The sequence below is a fragment of the Pantoea sp. NPDC088449 genome, from assembly GCF_044753225.1.
Lineage (GTDB): Bacteria > Pseudomonadota > Gammaproteobacteria > Enterobacterales > Enterobacteriaceae > Pantoea > Pantoea floridensis.
This window is the reverse complement of record NZ_JBIVMT010000001.1, coordinates 582497-605352: the sequence shown is the minus strand read 5'-3', so window position 1 is coordinate 605352 and position 22856 is coordinate 582497. Positions and strand designations below refer to the sequence as shown.

16 protein-coding genes are annotated in these 22856 nt (G+C 50.2%); 5 read left to right on the top strand and 11 right to left on the bottom strand.

Features of this window, described 5'->3' with window-relative positions:
• Positions 1-194: 194 nt before the first annotated feature.
• From ihfB to serC, 5 genes are all read right to left on the bottom strand, one after another.
• Positions 195-479: an integration host factor subunit beta gene (gene ihfB / locus ACIP6T_RS02860; protein ID WP_003849360.1), complete on the bottom strand. Its 285-nt coding sequence runs from the start codon at positions 477-479 to the stop codon at positions 195-197.
• A gap of 86 nt (positions 480-565) precedes the next feature.
• A complete protein-coding gene (gene rpsA, locus ACIP6T_RS02855) occupies positions 566-2242 on the bottom strand; it encodes a 30S ribosomal protein S1 (RefSeq protein ID WP_049851017.1) in 1677 nt (558 codons plus the stop codon).
• 120 nt (positions 2243-2362) lie between these two features.
• Positions 2363-3043: a (d)CMP kinase gene (gene cmk, locus ACIP6T_RS02850; protein ID WP_097094368.1), complete on the bottom strand. Its 681-nt coding sequence runs from the start codon at positions 3041-3043 to the stop codon at positions 2363-2365.
• 199 nt (positions 3044-3242) lie between these two features.
• The gene (gene aroA / locus ACIP6T_RS02845) at positions 3243-4529 is read right to left on the bottom strand and encodes a 3-phosphoshikimate 1-carboxyvinyltransferase (protein ID WP_097094369.1); all 1287 of its coding nucleotides are present in this window, start codon (positions 4527-4529) and stop codon (positions 3243-3245) included.
• A gap of 81 nt (positions 4530-4610) precedes the next feature.
• On the bottom strand, positions 4611-5696 hold the full coding sequence (gene serC / locus ACIP6T_RS02840; RefSeq protein WP_400455260.1) for a 3-phosphoserine/phosphohydroxythreonine transaminase: 1086 nt from the start codon (positions 5694-5696) through the stop codon (positions 4611-4613).
• A gap of 311 nt (positions 5697-6007) precedes the next feature.
• Between serC and ycaO the strand changes: the two genes are divergently transcribed.
• The 4 genes from ycaO (at position 6008) to pflA (ending at position 12243) form a co-directional block, all read left to right on the top strand.
• Complete coding sequence (gene ycaO, locus ACIP6T_RS02835) at positions 6008-7771, top strand: 30S ribosomal protein S12 methylthiotransferase accessory factor YcaO (protein ID WP_400455257.1); 1764 nt, start codon at positions 6008-6010, stop codon at positions 7769-7771.
• Between the two features lie 357 nt (positions 7772-8128).
• Positions 8129-8989, top strand: a complete 861-nt coding sequence (focA, locus tag ACIP6T_RS02830) for a formate transporter FocA (protein WP_097097560.1) — start codon at positions 8129-8131, stop codon at positions 8987-8989.
• 68 nt (positions 8990-9057) lie between these two features.
• On the top strand, positions 9058-11340 hold the full coding sequence (gene pflB, locus ACIP6T_RS02825) for a formate C-acetyltransferase (protein WP_097094372.1): 2283 nt from the start codon (positions 9058-9060) through the stop codon (positions 11338-11340).
• Between the two features lie 162 nt (positions 11341-11502).
• A complete protein-coding gene (pflA, locus tag ACIP6T_RS02820) occupies positions 11503-12243 on the top strand; it encodes a pyruvate formate lyase 1-activating protein (RefSeq protein WP_097094373.1) in 741 nt (246 codons plus the stop codon).
• A gap of 54 nt (positions 12244-12297) precedes the next feature.
• Here pflA and ACIP6T_RS02815 read toward each other — a convergent pair whose 3' ends face one another.
• From ACIP6T_RS02815 to lrp, 6 genes are all read right to left on the bottom strand, one after another.
• Positions 12298-13449 carry an MFS transporter gene (locus ACIP6T_RS02815; RefSeq protein ID WP_400455253.1) on the bottom strand — a complete coding sequence of 384 codons (1152 nt, stop codon included), beginning with the start codon at positions 13447-13449 and terminating at the stop codon, positions 12298-12300.
• Positions 13450-13763: 314 nt separating this feature from the next.
• On the bottom strand, positions 13764-15056 hold the full coding sequence (gene serS / locus ACIP6T_RS02810; RefSeq protein WP_097094375.1) for a serine--tRNA ligase: 1293 nt from the start codon (positions 15054-15056) through the stop codon (positions 13764-13766).
• A 97-nt stretch (positions 15057-15153) separates the two neighbouring features.
• Positions 15154-16500, bottom strand: coding sequence for a replication-associated recombination protein A (locus tag ACIP6T_RS02805; RefSeq protein ID WP_345826975.1), 1347 nt, complete (start codon positions 16498-16500; stop codon positions 15154-15156).
• Between the two features lie 7 nt (positions 16501-16507).
• Positions 16508-17119, bottom strand: coding sequence for an outer membrane lipoprotein chaperone LolA (lolA, locus tag ACIP6T_RS02800; protein ID WP_097094376.1), 612 nt, complete (start codon positions 17117-17119; stop codon positions 16508-16510).
• 174 nt (positions 17120-17293) lie between these two features.
• On the bottom strand, positions 17294-20680 hold the full coding sequence (locus ACIP6T_RS02795; protein ID WP_400455251.1) for a DNA translocase FtsK 4TM domain-containing protein: 3387 nt from the start codon (positions 20678-20680) through the stop codon (positions 17294-17296).
• Between the two features lie 119 nt (positions 20681-20799).
• The gene (gene lrp / locus ACIP6T_RS02790) at positions 20800-21294 is read right to left on the bottom strand and encodes a leucine-responsive transcriptional regulator Lrp (RefSeq protein WP_006118610.1); all 495 of its coding nucleotides are present in this window, start codon (positions 21292-21294) and stop codon (positions 20800-20802) included.
• Between the two features lie 519 nt (positions 21295-21813).
• Here lrp and trxB point away from each other — a divergent pair.
• Positions 21814-22779 carry a thioredoxin-disulfide reductase gene (gene trxB / locus ACIP6T_RS02785; RefSeq protein ID WP_097097562.1) on the top strand — a complete coding sequence of 322 codons (966 nt, stop codon included), beginning with the start codon at positions 21814-21816 and terminating at the stop codon, positions 22777-22779.
• The last annotated feature ends 77 nt before the right edge of the window (positions 22780-22856 follow it).

The following is a 22856-nucleotide window of genomic DNA, read 5'->3' as shown; positions in this document are numbered from 1 at the left end:
CTCCTTGAGAAGAGTAAGAGTTTGCATCGCAGACGAACATTTAGCTTTGGTGAAAAAGTGGCTTACAGAGAGGGATTCAGAAGTTTTTCAGATATTACATTTGCTGCAACAGCATTTTGGGAGCTAAAGCACACGCCTGGTTACAGTCAAAAAAAACGACACTCGAAAGTGTCGTTTTATCGTTCGGTAACGGCTTAGCCGTAGATGTTCGCACGGTCACGCAATTCTTTGCCCGGCTTAAAGTGGGGAACGTATTTACCTTCCAAATCCACTTTATCACCCGTTTTCGGGTTACGCCCGGTACGTGGTGCACGGTAATGCAAAGAAAAGCTGCCGAATCCCCGGATTTCAATGCGCTCGCCCTGTGCCAACGTAGTGGCCATGTGCTCAAGCATCTCTTTGACCGCATCCTCAACGACTTTCGCCGGAATATGAGTGTGCTGGCCAGCAAGTCTTTCAATCAGTTCTGACTTGGTCATGTAACCTCCGGTTAATCCTTGTTTGGAAAGGTATGACAGCTTTTACCGAAACCGGACGATTTGCATCGTCCGGTGCTTTAGGTCGATTACTCGCCTTTAGCCGCTTTGAACGCTTCAGCCATTGCGCTAGAGAAGTTGCTGCCTTCATCCTGTTTAGTGTTAACAGTGTTGATAGCTTCTTTCTCATCAGCCTGGTCTTTAGCACGAACAGACAGGCTTACAACGCGGTTCTTACGGTCAACGCCGGTGAATTTCGCTTCAACGTCGTCACCAACACTCAGAACCAGAGTTGCGTCTTCGATGCGGTCCAGAGAAGCTTCAGAAGCGCGCAGGTAACCCTCTACGCCGTCAGCTAATTCTACTGTAGCACCTTTCGCGTCAACTGCAGTGACTTTACCCGTCACGATAGCGCCTTTCTTGTTCAGGGTGATGTAGTTGTTGAATGGATCTTCAGCCAACTGCTTCACGCCCAGAGAGATGCGCTCGCGCTCTGCATCAACCTGCAGTACAACGGCAGCGATTTCGTCGCCTTTTTTGTACTCACGAACGGCTTCTTCGCCAGTCGCGTTCCAGGAGATGTCAGACAGGTGAACCAGACCGTCGATGCCACCGTCCAGGCCGATGAAGATACCGAAGTCAGTGATTGACTTGATTTTACCTTCAACACGATCGCCTTTGTTGTGGGTCTCTGCGAACAGCTGCCATGGGTTAGATTTGCACTGCTTCAGACCCAGGGAGATACGACGACGTTCTTCATCGATGTCCAGAACCATTACTTCAACCACGTCGCCTACGTTAACAACTTTAGACGGATGGATGTTTTTGTTGGTCCAGTCCATTTCTGAAACGTGTACCAGACCTTCAACGCCTTCTTCGATTTCAACGAAGCAGCCGTAATCAGTCAGATTGGTTACACGACCGGTCAGCTTGGTGCCTTCCGGATAACGCTTAGCGATAGCTACCCATGGATCTTCGCCCAGCTGTTTCAGGCCCAGAGATACGCGGGTACGCTCGCGGTCGAACTTCAGCACTTTAACAGTGATTTCGTCGCCCACGTTGACGATTTCGCTCGGATGCTTAACGCGTTTCCAAGCCATATCGGTAATGTGCAGCAGGCCGTCAACACCACCCAGATCCACGAATGCACCGTAGTCAGTGAGGTTCTTAACGATACCTTTAACTTCCATGCCTTCCTGCAGGTTTTCCAGCAGCTGATCACGCTCAGCGCTGTTCTCAGATTCGATAACCGCGCGACGTGAAACCACGACGTTGTTACGTTTCTGATCAAGCTTGATTACTTTGAATTCAAGCTCTTTGCCTTCCAGGTGCAGTGTGTCGCGAACCGGACGAACGTCTACCAGTGAACCTGGCAGGAACGCACGAATACCGTTCAGCTCAACTGTGAAGCCACCTTTAACTTTGCCGTTGATAACACCGGTAACGGTTTCAGCGTCTTCGTAAGCTTTTTCCAGCGTGATCCAGGCTTCATGACGTTTAGCTTTCTCACGGGACAGCAGGGTTTCACCGAAGCCGTCTTCTACTGCGTCCAGCGCAACGTCAACTTCGTCGCCCACCTGGATTTCCAGTTCGCCGGCTGCGTTCTTGAACTGCTCTGCAGGAATAGCAGATTCAGATTTCAGACCCGCATCAACCAGAACTACGTCTTTGTCGATAGAGACAACAACGCCACGAACGATGGAACCCGGACGGGTTTCGATTTCTTTCAGGGACTCTTCAAAGAGTTGAGCAAAAGATTCAGTCATATTGATAATCTTAGGATTCTTCAATTTAACGTCCACCTGACTTCATTGTCGGATGGGGTTGTTTCACATGCCCTGCACCGGGTCCTTGGTACAGGGTTACAGCAATTCATTTGCCGACGATTAAATGCCTAATTTACTTTTGGCATAATCAAGTGCCTTTTCAATCACTTGCTCGATAGACATACTGGTTGAATCCAGTACCAAGGCATCTGTGGCAGGCACTAAAGGCGCGATTGCGCGACTACGATCGCGGTCATCACGTTCCTTTATCTCGGATAAAAGGCGATCAAAGTTAACATTAAAGCCCTTCTCCTGCAACTGTAGCATACGGCGGTGCGCGCGCTCTTCCGAGCTGGCGTCGAGGAAGATTTTCACTGGAGCATCAGGGAAAACCACCGTGCCCATGTCTCTTCCATCGGCGATTAAACCGGGCTCTTCGCGGAAGGCTCGTTGGCGGCGCAAAAGCGCTTCACGTACACGTGGAAAAGCGGCAACCCGCGATGCGGTATTACTCACTTCTTGCGTACGTATTTCACCAGTGACATCTTCACCTTCCAACACAACCTGCATTTCACCCTCTACCGATAAAAAACGCACGTCGAGGTGCGCAGCCATCGGCACCAATGCTTCTTCAGATTCGATATCAACCTGATGGTGAAGGGCAGCCAGCGCCAAAACGCGATAAATGGCGCCTGAATCCAGCAAGTGCCACTGCAACGACTCCGCCATCGCTTTACATAATGTCCCTTTACCCGCGCCACTTGGCCCATCGATGGTAATAACCGGGGCGATTGCCGTCATTGTTCTCTCCTGTTGCTGCGTGCTTATTGTCAGCCTTCTTGGCCGCCTTGGATTGCGCGGCATTATACGCTGCCTGCGAGAGGTTCGTTACCCTTTAGCTTAGACAGCGCTAGAAATATAGACAGATTCAGAGAAATTTCCGCCCTGATAAGGCCAGGTGAGAACAAAGAAGCCCGGTATGATGCACCGGGCTGGGTCATTAAGAAGCGTGGCTAATTTTCGCCAGCTGCTGGAAATAGTCCGGGAAGGTTTTCGCCGTACAGCCGGGATCAAGGATCGTTACCGGCGTATCGGAAAGCGCGACAAGAGCGAAACACATTGCCATCCGGTGATCGTTATACGTACCGATGTCCGCATGCTGCAGCTGTTCAGGTGGTGTAACGCGAATAAAATCGTGTCCCTCTTCCACTTCAGCGCCGACTTTACGCAATTCAGTAGCCATGGCAGCCAGACGATCGGTCTCTTTCACGCGCCAGTTATAAATGTTACGCATCAGGGTGGTGCCTTGAGCGAACAAAGCGGTCGTGGCAATAGTCATCGCCGCATCGGGAATATGGTTCATATCCATGTCGATTGCGTTAAGTGAACCACGTGTGCAAGAGATGTAGTCATCTCCCCATTCAATCACTGCGCCCATTTTTTCAAGTACATCTGCAAAACGGATGTCACCTTGAACGCTGTTGCGACCAATGCCCGTCACGCGCACCGTACCACCTTTAATGGCTGCCGCAGCGAGAAAATATGAGGCTGAAGACGCATCACCTTCCACAAGGTATTCACCCGGCGACAGGTACTGCTGCTGTCCCTGAACGACAAATCGCTGATAGTTTTGGTTATCAACATCTACGCCGAAACTACGCATCAGGTGCAGCGTGATGTCGATATAGGGCTTGGAAACCAAATCGCCTTTGATGGAGATAATAGTATCTTGCTCTGCCAGCGGTGCAGTCATCAGCAATGCGGTTAGGAACTGGCTGGAAACACTGCCATCTACGCTAACTTCACCGCCCACAAATCCACCATTCAGACGCACGGGTGGATAGTCGGTCTGCTCCAGATAATCGATATTCGCCCCACCCTGACGCAGTGCGTCAACCAGGTGGCCAATCGGGCGTTCTTTCATACGCGGTTCGCCAGTCAACACTACCGATTGCTGGCCCAAACACAGCGCAGCCGCCAATGGGCGCATTGCCGTTCCTGCATTACCGAGAAATAGCTCGAGCGATTTTTCTGCGTGCAAAGGTCCAGCCTTACCTACAACTTCACACACCGTGCGATCGGCTGAGAGGGTGAATTGGACACCTAACGCATGTAGCGCGTTCAGCATATGTTTGACGTCATCGCTATCAAGCAAATTGGTCAGGCGCGTAGTGCCTTTTGCAAGTGCAGCCAGCAAAAGTGCGCGGTTAGAAACACTTTTGGAACCCGGCAAATTTACCGTGCCGTCAACGCGAGTAATCGGTTGTAGAGTCAGGGAGTCCTGCATGTGAAACCAAATCTCCAGAAAATACGAGACCCCATCGTGTGACGGGGCCTGATACCAGTCAGACTGGCATGAAAAGAGGGATTAACCGTGGCGACGTTCGAAGTCGACCATAAATTCAGTCAGTGTTTTAACACCTTCCAACGGCATCGCATTGTAGATCGATGCACGCATACCGCCAACCACGCGATGGCCTTTCAACGCGTGCAGACCGGCGTTAAGAGACTCCTCAAGAAACACTTTATCCAGAGCCGAATCCGCAAGCTGGAATGGCACGTTCATACGCGAGCGGTTTTCGGTTGCGACATCGTTGCGATAAAACGTACTGTTATCAATCACGCCATATAAAAGATCGGCTTTAGATTGATTCAGCTTGTCCATCTCAGCAACACCGCCCTTCTCTTTCAGCCATTTAAATACCAGCCCAGAGAGATACCACGCAAAAGTCGGCGGGGTATTAAACATTGATTCGTTTTCAGCTAGTACTTTGTAATCAAGAATTGAGGGCACATAACGCTGTGCTTTACCTAGCAGATCCTCACGCACAACGACCAGCGTCAAACCCGCCGGACCGATATTTTTTTGCGCACCGGCATAGATAACGCCATAGCGGCTGATATCAATTGGACGCGATAAAATAGTTGAAGAGAGATCCGCGACCACAACTTTATCGGCAAAATCGGGTTCTTCATCAATAGCAATACCATCAATGGTTTCGTTCGGGCAGAAATGAACATAAGCCGCATCATTGTTCAACTGCCATTCGCGCATAGGCAACAGAGCGCGTTTGCCGTTACGCGTGGTTTTTACATCAATAGTATTGGGTACGCAGAATTTTTCGGCTTCTTTGATGGCACTATAAGCCCAGTAACCGCCGTCGATGTAATCCGCCGTTTTAGCGTCACCCAGTAAGTTTCCTGGGATCGCCGCGAACTGCGCACGCGCACCGCCGTGGCAGAACAAAACTTTGTAGTTGGCTGGGATCTTCAGCAGATCGCGAAAATCTTGTTCGGCCGCTTCCGCGACAGCAATAAACTCTTTACTGCGGTGACTTATTTCCATCACCGAGGTGCCTAATCCATGCCAGTTTGTCAGTTCTTGTTCTGCGCGACGGAGCACTTCCACCGGCAGCATAGCCGGACCGGAGCTAAAATTATAAACCTGCGTCATTTCCCCTCACCACTGTCATATCGAACGGTTATGAATACTTCCCCGGTTTTATCATTGCCTCCGAATGGCTGCAATCATTAATCCGGCAGCGATCACATTTCCAGAGCCGGCTCCACCGCAGCTTATGTCATAAATGCATTAAGCTTTGGAATTTTGTGAGGCGGCTTCCTGAAGTCAAAATCAGAAGGGCAGATGGCGTATACGCCATCATCATGCAGAGATAAATTTGGCGTACTGAATAGCGAAGCATGCGTAAAACCCGTATTATTGCGCGCTTTACGCCCACCCCATTGACTTGAGAGAGCGCCATCATGACGCAAACGTTTATCCCCGGTAAAGACGCCGCATTGGAAGATTCCATTGCCCGCTTTCAGCAGAAACTGCAAGACCTGGGTTTCAACATTGAAGAAGCTTCCTGGCTGAACCCGGTACCACACGTCTGGTCAGTGCACATTCGCGATCGCGATTGCCCGCTATGCTTTACGAACGGCAAAGGTGCCAGCAAAAAAGCGGCACTGGCTTCAGCGCTGGGCGAATATTTTGAGCGCCTCTCAACTAACTATTTCTTCGCGGATTTTTGGTTGGGTAAATCTATTGCGAACGGTGACTTCGTTCACTATCCAAATGAAAAATGGTTCCCGCTCACGCAAGATGACAGCTTGCCGGAAGGCATTCTGGATGCGCGTCTGCGCAAGTTCTACGATCCTGAAGAGAGCCTGGGTGCATCAGAACTGATTGATCTGCAATCGGGCAACAACGAGCGCGGCATTTGCGGCCTGCCTTTTACCCGCCAATCAGATCAGCAAACCGTTTATATTCCGATGAACATCATCGGTAATCTGTACGTTTCGAATGGTATGTCTGCGGGTAACACCGCCAATGAAGCGCGCGTGCAAGGCCTGTCTGAAGTGTTTGAGCGCCATATCAAGAATCGTATTATCGCAGAATCCATTAGTCTGCCAGAGATTCCTGAAGCGGTGATGCAGCGCTATCCGGGCGTGATTGAAGCGATAGAACGTCTTGAAGCTGAAGGTTTCCCCATCTTCTCCTATGACGCTTCGTTGGGTGGCAAATATCCGGTTATTTGCGTTGTGCTATTTAATCCAAAAAACGGCACCTGCTTCGCCTCGTTCGGTGCACATCCAGACTTCGGCGTTGCGCTGGAGCGTACCGTAACTGAACTATTGCAGGGTCGTGGTCTGAAAGATCTCGATGTCTTTACGCCACCTACTTTTGATGATGAAGAAGTTGCAGAGCACGCGAATCTCGAAACGCATTTCATCGATTCCAGCGGCCTGATTTCCTGGGATCTGTTTAAAGACGATGCGGATTATCCCTTTGTCGACTGGAGCTTTGCGGGTACAACTCAGGAAGAGTTCGATACACTAATGGCAATCTTCCGTGCGGAAGATAAAGAAGTGTATATCGCTGATTACGAGCACTTGAGCGTTTACGCCTGTCGCATCATCGTGCCTGGCATGTCCGATATCTATCCTGCTGAAGATCTTTTATTAGCTAATAACAGCATGGGCGCATCGCTGCGTGAGACCTTGCTCGCATTACCAGAAAGCCAATGGGACCCTGAAGCCTACCTCGAGCTTATCGAGCAGTTGGATGAAGAAGGTCACGATGATTTTACCCGCGTGCGCGAGTTATTAGGTCTGGCATCGGGCAAAGACAATGGCTGGTACACACTGCGTATTGGTGAGTTAAAAGCGATGCTGGCTCTGGCCGGTGGTGATTTGGACCAGGCGTTGATTTGGACTGAATGGACAATGGAATTCAATCAGTCGATCTTCAGCGAAGAGCGCGCTAACTATTACCGTTGCCTGCAAACTCTGCTGCTGCTGGCAATGGAAGAAGAACGCGATCCGCTTCAATATCATCGCGCCTTTATTCGTATGTATGGCGAATCAGCTGTTGATGCGGCTTCCGCGGCAATCAGCGGCGAAGCACCATTCTATGGATTGCAAGCTGTAGACCTGGATTTGAAAGCGTTCCCTGCGCATCAATCACTGTTAGCAGCTTATGAAAAACTGCAGGCCGCTAAGCGTCGTTATTGGTCACAAAAATAATCATCATTATTTAATTTTTAAACATGCTGATTAGCTCAAACGTAAATGGCACTGAAAGAAATCAGTGCCATTTTTATATAATGCAAATTCAGCAGCCGTTTTGCCGAAAAATAAATAACAACTGAGCTTCATTTATTAATGCAATTTAACAATTCACAGTAAGGAATAGATAGCCATTCAACTTATTTCGCATAAATTAAAAATTATTTATTCATTTATATTCAAGTGCTTAACCAAAAATTTCACTCCAAAACGCTTCGCTTACTACCCACCCTTCGGGCAAATATGATCCATGTCAATTTCTGACCTATACTCCTTTGTTAGTATCTTTACAGGCAATTTTTGGAGAGCGTTAGTGTGAAAGCTGACAACCCTTTTAATTCATTATTACCGGCAGCCATGGCGAAAGTTGCAGAAGAGGCCGGCATTTATAAAGCAACAAAACACCCTTTAACCACTTTCTTCCTGGCCATCACTGCTGGCGTATTTATTTCAATTGCTTTTGTTTTCTACATCACTGCGACAACCGGTAGTGGAGCGATACCCTATGGTATAGCCAAGCTCATCGGCGGTGTGTGTTTTTCATTAGGTTTAATGTTGGTCGTTGTATGCGGTGCGGATCTCTTCACCTCGACCGTACTGATCGTGGTGGCTAAAGCTAGCGGACGTATTACCTGGCTGCAACTGGGTCGACATTGGTTAAACGTCTATGTCGGCAACCTGTTTGGCGCGTTGTTCTTCGTGGCGCTAATTTGGTTCGCTGGTGAACACATGGTGGCGAATGGAGCCTGGGGCTTAAATGTTCTGCAAACGGCCGACCATAAAATGCATCACACCTTTATTGAAGCTGTCTGTCTTGGTACGCTGGCTAACCTATTGGTTTGTCTGGCTGTCTGGATGAGTTATTCCGGCCGCAGCTTAATGGATAAGATGTTCGCGATGATCTTACCCGTCGCGATGTTTGTTGCTTCTGGCTTCGAACACAGTATCGCCAACATGTTCCTGATTCCGATGGCCATTGTTATTCGTGATTTTGCCAGCCCTGAGTTCTGGCAAATGGCCGGGGCAAGTGCAGCACAATTTCCAGCACTCAGTATTAGCGATTTTATTCTTAACAACCTCATTCCAGTGACCATCGGCAACATTATTGGCGGAGGATTGCTCGTCGGTTTGACCTACTGGGTAATCTATCTGCGTGGCAATGAGTCGGTGCATTAATTAATTGATACGGGCGTGCTGAGTTAGCGCGCCATCGTCAAAGTCTCCCTAAATAAGGCAGGTATATCATGTCCGAACTGAATGAAAAAATGGCGTCAGCCTGGGAAGGATTTAGCGCCGGCGAATGGCAGAATAGTGTCAACGTCCGTGATTTTATCCAGAAAAACTACACACCGTATGAAGGCGATGAGTCCTTCCTGGCCGGTGCGACTCCGGCAACCACTAAATTGTGGGATAGCGTGCTTGAAGGCATCAAAATTGAGAACCGCACCCATGCTCCGGTTGATTTTGATACCGACCTGGCATCAACCATTACTTCTCACGACGCCGGTTACATTAACAAATCGCTGGAAAAAATCGTCGGTCTGCAAACTGAAGCGCCTCTTAAACGTGCCATCATACCGTTTGGCGGCATCAAAATGGTTGAAGGTTCCTGTAAGGTTTATGGCCGCGAGCTGGACCCAGCGCTGAAAAAAGTCTTTACAGATTATCGTAAAACCCATAACCAGGGTGTTTTCGATGTTTATACTCCAGATATCATGCGCTGCCGTAAATCAGGTGTATTGACCGGCTTGCCAGATGCTTATGGCCGTGGCCGTATCATTGGTGACTATCGTCGCGTTGCGCTGTACGGCATCGACTACCTGATGAAAGATAAGGTAGCGCAGTTCAATTCACTGCAAAGTGACATGGAGAATGGCGTTAATCTGGAAGCCACCATCCGTTTGCGTGAAGAGATCTCTGAACAGCATCGTGCGCTGGGCCAGATTAAAGAGATGGCGGCAAAATATGGTTCGGATATCTCTCTGCCAGCCACGAACGCACAAGAAGCAGTACAGTGGACCTATTACGGCTACCTGGCGGCAGTGAAATCGCAGAACGGTGCGGCAATGTCCTTTGGTCGCGTATCCACTTTCCTTGATGTTTACATCGATCGCGATATTCAAGCAGGTAAGCTCACCGAAGAAGCTGCACAGGAACTGATTGACCATCTGGTGATGAAACTGCGTATGGTGCGTTTCCTGCGTACCCCTGAATACGATGAGCTGTTCTCAGGTGACCCAATCTGGGCGACAGAATCGCTGGCAGGCATGGGCGTAGATGGCCGTACGCTGGTCACCAAAAGTACCTTCCGTTTCCTGAACACGCTGTACACTATGGGTCCATCTCCGGAACCTAACATGACCATTCTGTGGTCAGAAAAACTGCCGGTTAACTTTAAAAAATACGCAGCAAAAGTCTCCATCGATACCTCTTCATTGCAGTATGAAAATGATGACCTGATGCGTCCTGATTTTGATAACGATGACTATGCTATCGCCTGCTGTGTGAGCCCGATGATTGTCGGCAAACAGATGCAATTCTTCGGTGCGCGTGCCAACCTGGCAAAAACACTGCTGTACGCAATCAACGGCGGTGTGGATGAGAAACTGAAAATGCAGGTTGGCCCGAAAGAAGCGCCAATCACTGACGAAGTGCTCGATTACGATACCGTAATGGCTCGCCTGGATCATTTCATGGATTGGCTGGCGAAACAGTACGTCACTTCCCTGAACATCATTCACTACATGCACGATAAGTACAGCTATGAAGCTTCACTCATGGCGCTGCATGACCGCGACGTCTATCGCACCATGGCCTGTGGTATCGCTGGCCTATCGGTTGCGGCTGATTCCCTGTCTGCAATTAAGTATGCCAAAGTTAAAACCATCCGTGATGCTGATGGCTTAGCGGTAGACTTCGAAATTGAAGGCGAATATCCGCAGTTCGGTAACAATGACTCGCGTGTTGATGACATGGCTTGCGATCTGGTTGAACGTTTCATGAAGAAAATTCAGAAACTGCAAACCTACCGTAACGCGGTTCCAACCCAGTCGGTACTGACCATTACTTCTAACGTGGTTTACGGCAAGAAAACCGGTAATACCCCAGATGGCCGCCGTGCTGGTGCGCCATTCGGACCAGGTGCTAACCCAATGCATGGTCGTGACCAGAAAGGTGCCGTTGCATCACTGACTTCAGTCGCGAAACTGCCGTTCGCTTACGCTAAAGACGGTATCTCTTATACCTTCTCCATCGTGCCAAATGCGCTGGGTAAAGATGATAACGTGCGTAAAACCAACCTTGCTGGCCTGATGGATGGTTATTTCCATCACGAAGCCAACATTGAGGGCGGCCAGCACCTTAACGTCAACGTGATGAACCGTGAGATGTTGCTGGATGCAATGGAACATCCTGAGAACTATCCTCAGTTAACCATCCGTGTATCTGGTTACGCTGTTCGCTTCAACTCGCTCACTAAAGAGCAGCAGAAAGATGTAATTACTCGTACTTTCACTCAGTCGTTGTAATCGCTTTTCGCTAAGATTTAAAGGCTCCTGCGGGGGCCTTTTCTTCACAAGTCTGTTTTGCCAGCTTGCTTGTTCCGGCAATCTGGCAAAATCGACTTTCACTTTAAGCACAACAAAGATTGTGCTGCCTGATACTCAGGCTTACCTGGAGAATACATCGCAATGTCAACCATCGGTCGTATCCACTCTTTTGAATCCTGCGGTACCGTTGACGGCCCAGGCATCCGTTTTATCACCTTTTTCCAGGGCTGTCTGATGCGCTGCCTTTACTGCCATAATCGCGACACCTGGGATACGCATGGCGGTAAGGAAATCACCGTTGATGAGTTGATGAAGGATGTCCTCTCCTATCGTCACTTTATGAATGCATCAGGCGGTGGCGTTACGGCATCAGGTGGTGAGGCGATTTTACAAGCCGAATTTGTACGAGACTGGTTTCGCGCCTGCCAGGCAGAAGGGATCCATACTTGCCTGGACACGAATGGCTTTGTTCGCCGTTACGACCCTGTAATCGATGAACTTCTGGAAGCCACTGATTTAGTGATGCTCGACCTGAAACAGATTAACGATGATGTGCATCAGATTCTGGTCGGTGTTTCCAATCATCGCACCCTGGATTTTGCACGTTATTTGCAGAAGAAGGGTAAGCGCACCTGGATTCGTTTTGTCGTCGTACCCGGTTACTCCGATGATGATGATTCTGTTCACCGTCTGGGCGAGTTCACCAAAGATATGGATAACATCGAAAAGATTGAACTCCTTCCCTACCACGAATTAGGCAAACACAAATGGATTGCCATGGGTGAAGAGTACAAGTTAGACGGCGTTAAGCCGCCGAGCAAAGAAACTATGGAGCGAGTAAAGAATATTCTCGCCAGCTACGGTCACGAAGTGATGTACTAAACGTATAATAAAAGGGGAGCCACATTGGCTCCCCTTTTTAATATGTTGATTACGTTACGCATGGGCAACGGGCGTTGCCTGATGATCGGCCTTACGCAACAGCATAACCAAATAAACCAGCGCGACAGCAGCAATCATCACAAACAGTAGACGATCAGAGTAATTCTGCATCAGCAGCGCGGTCATCCCGGGTCCCACTAAGCTTCCTACGGTATAGCTGAAGAGTAAGGCCTGATTCATCGCCACCAGCTCATGGTGGGCCACAGTTTCACATGCCCATGACATCGCCACCGGATAGAGCGTAAAGCCAGCCAGACCGAGTACGAACAGCGCCGGTGCCATCGCGGCACCGCTAAGCATGGCGATAGCCCCCAAAATGACCACAAAAACCTGCACGCGCAGTACCATCAGACGTCCGAAACGGTCGGCAAGACGTCCAACCGGCCATTGGCCAATAATGCCTGAGCTGACTAGCAGCGCCATCCAATAACCGACGGTAGCATCGCTCATGCCCTGATGAGACAGATAAAGTGGCATCAGGCCATATAAAGAACCCAGAACGATACCGGAAATGATGCAGCCATTAATTCCTAAACGAGAACTGCGACGGCGCAGCATAATCCAGATGCGCCCAGTTGATGCCTCTTCGGTTGCCGCAGTGACAGTAACCTGTACAAAAACCACCGGTAATACAGCACAGATAATCAGAGCAGTAACCCACGGAATAACATGCAGCAGCTCTGTAGAGACACGGCTGACCAGCAACTGGCCAGCGACAGTTCCCAGATAGTAGATGATCATGTAAGCAGCGAGCAGTTGGCCCCGATTACGTACGGTACCGCAGCACAACAAAGCACTTTCCACGACAACCCAAATCAATGCACAACCTACACCTGCGGTGAAACGCAGCATCGTCCAGCTGTAGAACCCATCAAGCAGCACCATACCCATGGTCGCCAAGGCAAACAGAACACTGGCCAGATAGAAGCAGCGATTAAAACCATAACGATTGATCAACCAGCCAGCCAACAGAGTGCCCAGCAAATTACCGGTGTAATACGATGAGCTCGCCATACCGACTTGCCAGGTTGGCAGCAGATCGTGAGTAAGCCATAGCGGTACCAGCGTATTGAGCACAGCGATAGACACCGTCATAAGCATTAAGCCACAGAGCAGCAAAACGACGGGGCGCGACCAGGTTGACATAGGGAGTAAAACCAAAAGAGATGAAGATAATTGCGCGCAGTTTGCCATCCGCTAATGTAAAGTCAACGTGCAAAAAATAGTCGCAGCACGATTTGCTGCGGAACAATTTATTTTTCTTATCTTCAGCAGGTTAGAAGAGATAAGAACGGTCTTGAGTGGATATCTATCTACTTGAATTTAGTGTTTTTAGCCATTGGCATGCAAATAATGTCGATAACGTTTATTTGTGATTAATTTCGACTAAAAAATAATTATTTTACCGCTTAAGTTATAAAAAAACCCGGCATTGCCGGGTTTGTATATCAGAGTGTTAATTAGCCTACAAATTCCAGGCCACCCATGTAGGGGCGCAACACTTCAGGTACCTCAATACGGCCATCAGCTTGCTGATAATTTTCCAGCACCGCAACCAAGGTACGGCCAACCGCTAAGCCTGAACCGTTAAGGGTATGCAACAAACGTGGCTTTTTGTCGGTTTTACTGCGGCAGCGCGCCTGCATACGGCGCGCCTGGAAATCACCCATGTTGGAACATGATGAGATTTCGCGATAGGTATCCTGCGCAGGTAACCACACTTCCAGGTCGTATGTTTTGGCTGAACCAAAGCCCATATCGCCCGTACATAGCAACACTTTGCGGTAAGGTAGATTCAGCAGCTGCAGCACTTTCTCTGCATGGCCGACTAGCTCTTCGAGTGCATCCATTGAGGTTTCAGGCGCAACAATCTGCACCATCTCAACTTTGTCGAACTGGTGCATACGAATTAAACCACGCGTATCACGTCCGTATGAGCCCGCTTCTGAACGGAAGCATGGCGTGTGTGCGGTGAGTTTAATTGGCAGCGCTTCTTCCTCAACAATCTCATCACGCACCAGATTAGTCAGTGGCACTTCCGCCGTTGGGATCAGAGCATAATTACTGCTTCCCGCTTCTTCACCCAAAGGTTTGGTGTGGAACAGGTCTTCACCAAACTTGGGCAACTGCCCGGTACCAAATAACGTTTCCTGATTCACCAGATACGGAACATAGGTTTCGAGATAACCGTGCTGCTGCGTATGAAGATCCAGCATAAATTGGCTCAGCGCACGATGCAGACGCGCGATTTGCCCTTGCATCACAATGAAACGTGAGCCGGTCAGTTTTACCGCTGCGGCAAAATCCAGGCCTTTGGCGGCTTCACCCAGCTCGACGTGATCTTTTACCGGGAAATCAAACTGACGCGGCTGTCCCCAACGGCTGATTTCCTGATTCTCGCTGTCATCTTTACCCAGTGGAACTTCATCAACCGGCAAATTTGGCAACGCGAGAGCAAAATCACGAATTTCATTCTGCAGGACATCCAGTTCTGCTTTAGCCGCATCCAGGCGTTCGCCTAGTGCGTTCACTTCCTGACGCAGCGGCTCGATATCTTCCCCACGTGCTTTGGCCTGACCGATGGATTTGGATCGGGAGTTACGCTCAGCCTGTAGATTTTCAGTTTCTACCTGCAAGACTTTACGACGCTCTTCGAGCGAACGTAACGTTTCCACATCCAGTTTGAATCCTCGGCGTGCCAGTTTTTCTGCGACTGCGTCTGGCTCATTACGCAGCAGGTTGGGATCGAGCATGCTAATCCTGTGTAATAAAAGGTTGATTGAATGAAAGGCGGGACGCATCCCTATGGAATGCAATGAAATCCTTGCTCACCTTACCGTAAGGTGTTTATCAGCGGTAGCGTTTTATCGGGCTATTTTGATCCTGCTCAGCGAGCCAGGCGAGTTTTTCACCAATTTTTCCTTCAAGCCCGCGATTGGTAGGTTGGTAATATCGCGTCTTAGCCATTTCAGGTGGAAAATAGACTTCCCCGGCCGCATAGGCGTTGGTTTCATCATGTGCGTAGCGATACTCTTTGCCCAGTCCCATCTCTTTCATCAACTTGGTTGGAGCATTGCGTAAATGTTCCGGCACATCATAATCTGGAAATTCGCGCGCATCACGCATCGCTGCTTTGAAAGCGGTGTAAACGGCATTACTTTTGGGGGCGCTGGCGAGGTAAACAATAGCCTGTGCAATAGCTCGCTCGCCTTCAGCAGGACCAACGCGAGTGAAGCAATCCCAGGCAGCAAGCGCAACCTGCATGCCTCGTGGATCGGCGTTGCCGACATCTTCCGAAGCGATAGCCAGCAAACGACGTGCGACATACAGAGGATCGCCACCTGCAGTGATGATACGGGCATACCAATAAAGCGCAGCATCCGGTGCAGAGCCACGAACAGATTTATGCAAGGCGGAAATCAAATCGTAGAAACGGTCGCCTTTATTATCAAAGCGCGCCGCCCTTTCACCTGATACTTCATTGAGCAGTTGTGGCGTTAGTTCACGCTGGCCTTGCGCATTGTTCTCTGCCATATCCGCCATCATTTCCAGCGTGTTCAACGCACGCCGTGCATCACCGTTCACCAGCTCGGCAATCATGCGACGCGTATTATCCGGTAGCAGAATATCGCTCTTACCGTAACCGCGATCGTCATCTTGCATGGCTTGCAGCAAAACCTGCTCAATGTCGGCCGTGGTAAGAGATTTGAGTAAATATACGCGCGCACGCGAAAGCAGCGCCGAGTTCAGCTCAAATGAGGGGTTTTCTGTCGTGGCACCAATAAAGGTTATCGTGCCGTCTTCGATGTGTGGAAGGAAAGCATCCTGCTGGCTTTTATTGAAGCGATGCACTTCATCGACAAACAGAATAGTACGCCGTCCCACCTGTCGATTTTGACGTGCTCGCTCAATGGCTTCACGTATCTCTTTGACACCAGAGGTCACGGCAGAGATGCGCTCCACATCGGCTTTGCCATAATGACCAATAATTTCTGCGAGCGTTGTTTTACCTGTCCCTGGTGGTCCCCATAAAATCATTGAATGCAGATGTCCTGCCTCAATGGCGCGCGGCAGTGGTTTGCCAGGCGCCAGCAGATGCTGCTGCCCAATATATTGTTGCAACGTAGCCGGCCGCATGCGTGCGGCCAGCGGTTGAAACTCATTTGATGGGGCAAAATCCAGAGACAGATTACTCACCATTACCTCATTGTCGTTGATCGTCCACCGTTACTCCTTTTGGCGGAGTAAAGGTGAATTTATCCGGGCTAATTGCGCCATTATTCTGACTTTTTAGCTGATAATCGCTGTGCTGACCATCTTGCTCAACAGCACTGAACTTATTGATTGTGCCGGAGGAGGTAACATTGATAGTGAACTGCTTAAGATTGCCGTCACTACTTTTTGGGGTCAGCTCGAAGTTATCGCCTTTCTGCGAGATATTGTATTGCTTCCAGTCACTTGGCTGATTACGAGCAATAAGCATAAACGGGGTATTACTCGCGGCATTTTGCAGCAGGCTGACACTCGCTTGCTCAACGAATGGATTATAGAACCACAGATTCTTACCATCAGAAATAATTACGCTTTCGTCTGGCGCAGTCATGTGCCAGTTAAACAGACTCGGGCGTTTGACCCAAAGTTCGCCTTCACCGTCCTGCACATTCGCACCGCTGCCATCAGTCACTTTCTGACTAAAGCTGGCGTGGAAGCTGTTCACTTTATTTAGACGCTGTTGTAAATCGCTAGACGCATCCGCCAAAGCTGAAGCGGAAACAAAACTGGCCAATAGGCCGCAGGCAATAACGCGTAATTTCATCTGATTCGATTCCTTATTCATTGTTTCCCGACACTTACAACATTAAACGTAGTTGCCGCCCTGTCTCTTCGACAGGAGAAAAAGCCGAAAGCTCCCGAAAATATGGGGATCGACCAACAGATAAACAATGGGCCAGCGTTAACTGGCCCATGAGCAAACAACTGTACGCAGAAATTACATCTCGTGTGGCGGCGGCGAAAGCACTTCGCGGTTACCATTGTGTCCTGGTTCAGAAACAATGCCTTGCGCTTCCATCTGCTCGATGATGCGCGCTGCACGGTTATAACCAATGCGGAATTGGCGCTGAACTCCGGAGATTGATGCACGCCGTTTTTCCACCACGAAAGAGACGGCCTGGTCGAACAGCGGATCTAACTCTTCATCGCCCATCATCCCACCCGCAGCGCCCTCGCTCTCTTCACCGGCGGTGATACTCTCGATGTACTGCGGACGACCACGTGCTTTCCAGTCCTGAACCACTGCATGCACTTCCTGATCGCGTACAAACGCACCGTGCACACGCACAGGCATGGAGGAGTTAGGCGGCATGTAGAGCATGTCACCCATCCCCAACAGTGATTCCGCGCCACCCTGATCAAGAATGGTGCGTGAATCAATCTTACTGGAAACTGTAAAGGCAATACGTGTTGGAATGTTGGCTTTGATCAGACCGGTGATGACGTCAACTGAAGGACGCTGCGTCGCCAGCACCAAGTGAATACCCGCCGCACGCGCTTTCTGTGCCAGACGAGCAATCAACTCCTCGACTTTCTTACCCACGGCCATCATCAGATCGGCAAATTCATCGACCAACACCACAATGTACGGCAGTTTTTCCAGTACCGGTGGCGTGGTATCCATACTATCGCCCGGCTTCCAGAATGGATCGGGGATTGGTCGGCCCATCGCTGCAGCTTGCTCAATCTTTTCGTTGTAACCCGCAAGGTTACGCACGCCCAATGCTGACATCAGCTTATAGCGACGCTCCATCTCACCCACACTCCAGCGCAGCGCATTCGCCGCATCTTTCATATCGGTAACGACTTCGGTCAGCAGATGCGGAATGCCTTCATAGACTGACAACTCCAGCATTTTGGGGTCGATCATGATAAAGCGCACCTCTTCCGGGGTAGCTTTATACAACATACTGATGATCATGGTGTTAACGCCCACTGATTTACCGGAACCGGTAGTACCAGCAACCAGTAAGTGAGGCATTTTCGCCAAATCAGCCACGACCGGCTGGCCAGCGATGTCTTTACCCAACACCACCGCAAGCGGAGAAGGATTTTCACGGAACTTAGGGCAATCCAGCACTTCGCGCAGATAAACGGTTTGACGATGTTTATTAGGCAACTCAAGCCCAACGTAAGGTTTACCGGGGATCACTTCCACTACGCGTACTGCGACGGCAGAGAGTGAGCGGGCCAGGTCTCGCGACAGATTTGAGATGCGTGAAGCCTTAACGCCCGGCGCCAAATCGAGTTCGAAACGGGTAATTACTGGGCCCGGTGAAATACCAACGACTTCGGCCTTCACACGATAATCGGCCAGTCGCGCTTCAACCAAACGCGCCGTTTGCTCGAGCGCAAACATATCAACGGGTTCTTCCTCTGATGGCGGCGGCGTGAGCAAATCCAATGTTGGCAGCGGCGTAGACGGTCTTTCCAGCGGCTGCTCATGGCGAACCAGGAACGGGTGGAACAAACTGTCCTGAACCGGCGCGGCAGGTTTTACGGGGGCCGCCGGCGCAGAATACGCTTCCTGCTCGGGCGAAGACCAGGGGCTGCTTTCTTCACTCAATGAAGGCATCGGTTTAGGTTGTGACGGCTCAGGTTGCTGCCAATGCGCTGGCTCTTCAGCCTCTGGAGCTGCAGAAAGCGTGAACAGCGGCTCGCTTGGGCTATCATCAACCAAATCTTTCATTGGTGAGAAATCAAAGGCAGAAGACGTATCCAGATTAAAGACTGGAGTCTCCTTTTCCGCAGGTTCGTTATAGCGTTGCTGCTGCTGATCGGCAAACTGACGAGCAAGTTGCGCTTGCTGCAACGCATCTTCATCTTCGGGCTCAGCCACATTCTGCCAGCTTTCACCATAACGATTCTGCTGCTGAGACTGGAAGGCCTCACGCAATTGCGCTTCCTGTAACGCAACATCATCCTCATGCGACGTCGCGCTATAGCTGGCCGTCACCTCAGGCTGCTGCTGTTCAGCTTCTTTTGCCTGCTCTTCCGCCATACGTTGTGAAGGCAGCTTAATACCATACGACGCCAATTCACGACGCGTTGGTAATTTGACTTTGTTCGGACGCGGCAATTCTGGGCCAATGCCCTGCTTCACTTGCGGGTTGTAATCACGCTCGGGCACGATATCAAATGCTGGCGAGTAGGCCGAAGTTGATGACGCCGTTTTTATCGCCCCCGCGGCCAATGATGCGGCAGCGGCGGTATTTAATGGCGCTGAAGACGGGGCTGCATCCTGCCAGTTGCCCATGCTTGGGCCTTCGTCATCCTCGGCAGGCGAAAAGGGTGAAGGCACCGGTTCATTTGGCACTTCGAAGCGATAACGCGGCGTCGAGGATTGCACGACCGGTTCCGGTGTCGCAGTAACGGGCTCGGGAGCAAAAGTCGACGCTGGCACGGGTTCAACAGAACGTGGTACAGGTGCAGGTTCTACGGACGCGCTGTTCCCTGGCTGCGCGGCTGCTGGCGCTTGTTGTGCGGCTTGCGTGGTGACAGCAATCGCAGCGGCAGTTGCGGCACTGGCTTTGGCCAGCAGCGGATCATCACCTAACGCTTCTATAACGGGTTCGCTAATTTTGCGGGGTTTCGCCAACAATACATCATCGTCTGCGCTTTCAAACTGAGCTGCAGGCAATGAAACCGGCACATCATCAGACTGCTCCTCGTCGTCATACTCCTCTTCCTGCCACGGTTCTTCATGTCGTGAGCGATTACTGGCAAACGTCAGAACACCCATCACGACACCGCCGATTCTTTCAGCGATAGTCAGCCAGGACCAACCGGTATACAGCGTGATGCCTGCCGCCCATACACACAGCAGCGTCAGCGTGCCGCCCGCTGAACTAAACCAGGGTGCCATGGCATTGCTTACCAGGCTGCCAATAACGCCGCCTGAGGCAAAATACCAGATGTCATCGACGTTCAGCGCAGCAAGACCGCAAGTCGTCACGACTAATGCCAGCACACCAATCAGGCGCAGACCAACGGCAAAGTAGTCGATGTAATCCTGGCGGTCACGCTGACGGAAAGTGATCCAACAAAGACCAATAATGACCGGAGGAATGGCGTAGGCCATCACGCCGAAAATGAATAACAGCGTATCTGCCAGCCATGCGCCGACGCTGCCACCCAGATTATGGATGGGCTCGTGCCATGCGGTTTGTGACCAGCTTGGATCTGAAGGGTTAAAACTAACCAGCGACACCATCAAATAGATGGCGAACAAGGCCACAAGAATGAGCAACGCTTCCAGCAGACGACGTCCACTGCTCAGCGGTTGTAACGAAACATCTTTATCTTCTGTATATTCCTGGCTCAAGAGAACTCTCCAGGTGCCTGTAAATTAAGAAGGCAACAACGTCGGGCATGCCCGACGCTGGTCCTGTATGAATTCACAGGAGTGTACCGAAATCCTGCAAGCTTTGCACCTGCCCTGCACTACCGGGTTTTAATCACCAGACGATTGCTCTGTTTGACCTCTTCCATCACCACGTAGGTACGGGTGTCGTTTACGCCCGGCAGGCGTAGCAAGGTTTCACCCAGCAGCTTACGATAGGCGGACATATCAGGTACGCGCGTTTTCAGCAGGTAGTCAAAGTCACCTGAAACCAGGTGACACTCTTGAGTTTCCTCAAGTTTTTGCACTGCGGCGTTAAATTGTTCAAACACATCAGGCGCGCCACGATTCAGAGTAATCTCAACGAATACCAGCAGTGAAGCGTCCAGATAATGTGGGTTGAGCTGAGCGGTGTAACCCAGAATGAAGCCCTGACGCTCCAGGCGACGCACGCGCTCAAGACAAGGTGTCGGCGATAATCCAACCCGTTTCGATAGCTCGACATTGGAAATACGACCGTCTTTCTGCAGCTCATTCAGAATATTTCTGTCGATACGATCTAAATCTTTTCCGGGGCGTTTCTTATTGTCTACCATTATTATTGTCTCTCTTAATTCCTTCCCTTTACCTGCCACACCCTGAAAACGCTCATTGTTCAGGGCCTTACTGAAGTGAAGACATTAAGCCTGTGCAGTGATGCATCCATCCGTATGACGCATGTTGTCTGTCCACACCATGCGTCATTACCAATGTCAGGCTGAGTTTATTCGGCTAAAAAGCCCAAAACAGAAAGGAAATTCTGTTTCGAATCGCTAAATATTCTCTGCTTCTCCCAATGTTTTCGCAAAAGCGCAGGCGATTGTCAAAGTAAAACATCCAAATTCAGTACAAGATGCCAGATAGAGATCTGGGTTGCTGTTTTTAAATGAGAATTTTTATGCTGCTGCACCACTAATTGCCGAGCATTGCCCCCTTTTAGCGCAACGCGCGTGCAGAATCTCCGCTCATCGTCTACGCCATTTGCAGTGATTGTTAACAAAATTGCTGAAACCTTTTTTTGCAGCGTTAATTTCCCTACAATCAAAAACTATGTTGTCAAAAATATTGAGGAACGTATGAGTACGGCCAAACACAGTAAGCTGCTCATTCTGGGCTCCGGTCCTGCCGGTTATACCGCTGCGGTTTATGCAGCGCGCGCTAATCTGAACCCGGTTTTAATTACCGGACTGGAAAAAGGCGGCCAGCTCACCACCACTACCGACGTAGAAAACTGGCCGGGTGATCCCAACGACCTGACGGGGCCAGCGCTGATGGAACGCATGCAAGAGCATGCCGAAAAGTTCAACACCGAGATCATTTTTGACCATATCCATACCGTTGATCTACAGAACCGCCCGTTCCGTCTGGTGGGAGATAGCGGAGAATACACCGCGGACGCGTTGATCATTGCGACAGGCGCATCAGCACGCTATCTCGGCTTACCTTCTGAAGAGGCCTTCAAAGGTAAAGGCGTCTCAGCCTGCGCCACCTGCGATGGTTTCTTCTATCGCAATCAGAAAGTTGCCGTGATAGGCGGGGGTAACACCGCGGTTGAGGAAGCCCTCTATCTGGCAAATATCGCTGCTGAAGTACATCTGATTCACCGGCGCGATAGCTTCCGCGCCGAAAAAATTCTCATCGATCGTCTGATGGAAAAAGTACGCAGTGGCAATATCGTTTTGCACACCAACCGTACACTCGACGAAGTGGTTGGCGATCAAATGGGCGTAACGGGGGTAAAACTGCTGTCGACTCAAGGCGAGGCACCAGAGTCCCTCGACGTCGCGGGCCTCTTTGTCGCCATCGGCCACAGCCCAAATACTGCGATTTTTGATGGTCAGCTGGATTTAGAAAATGGCTATATCAAAGTGCAGTCCGGCTTGCACGGCAATGCCACGCAAACCAGTATTCCTGGGGTGTTCGCTGCCGGTGATGTTATGGACCATATCTATCGCCAGGCGATCACTTCCGCTGGCACCGGTTGTATGGCAGCACTGGATGCCGAACGTTTCCTCGATGGCTTGGTTAAAAACGATAAGTAAGTTGTTAATAACCTGATCATAATCGCTACGAGGCGGCCAGTTTTGGTCGCCTTTTTTGTTACCTGCATGCTACAGTT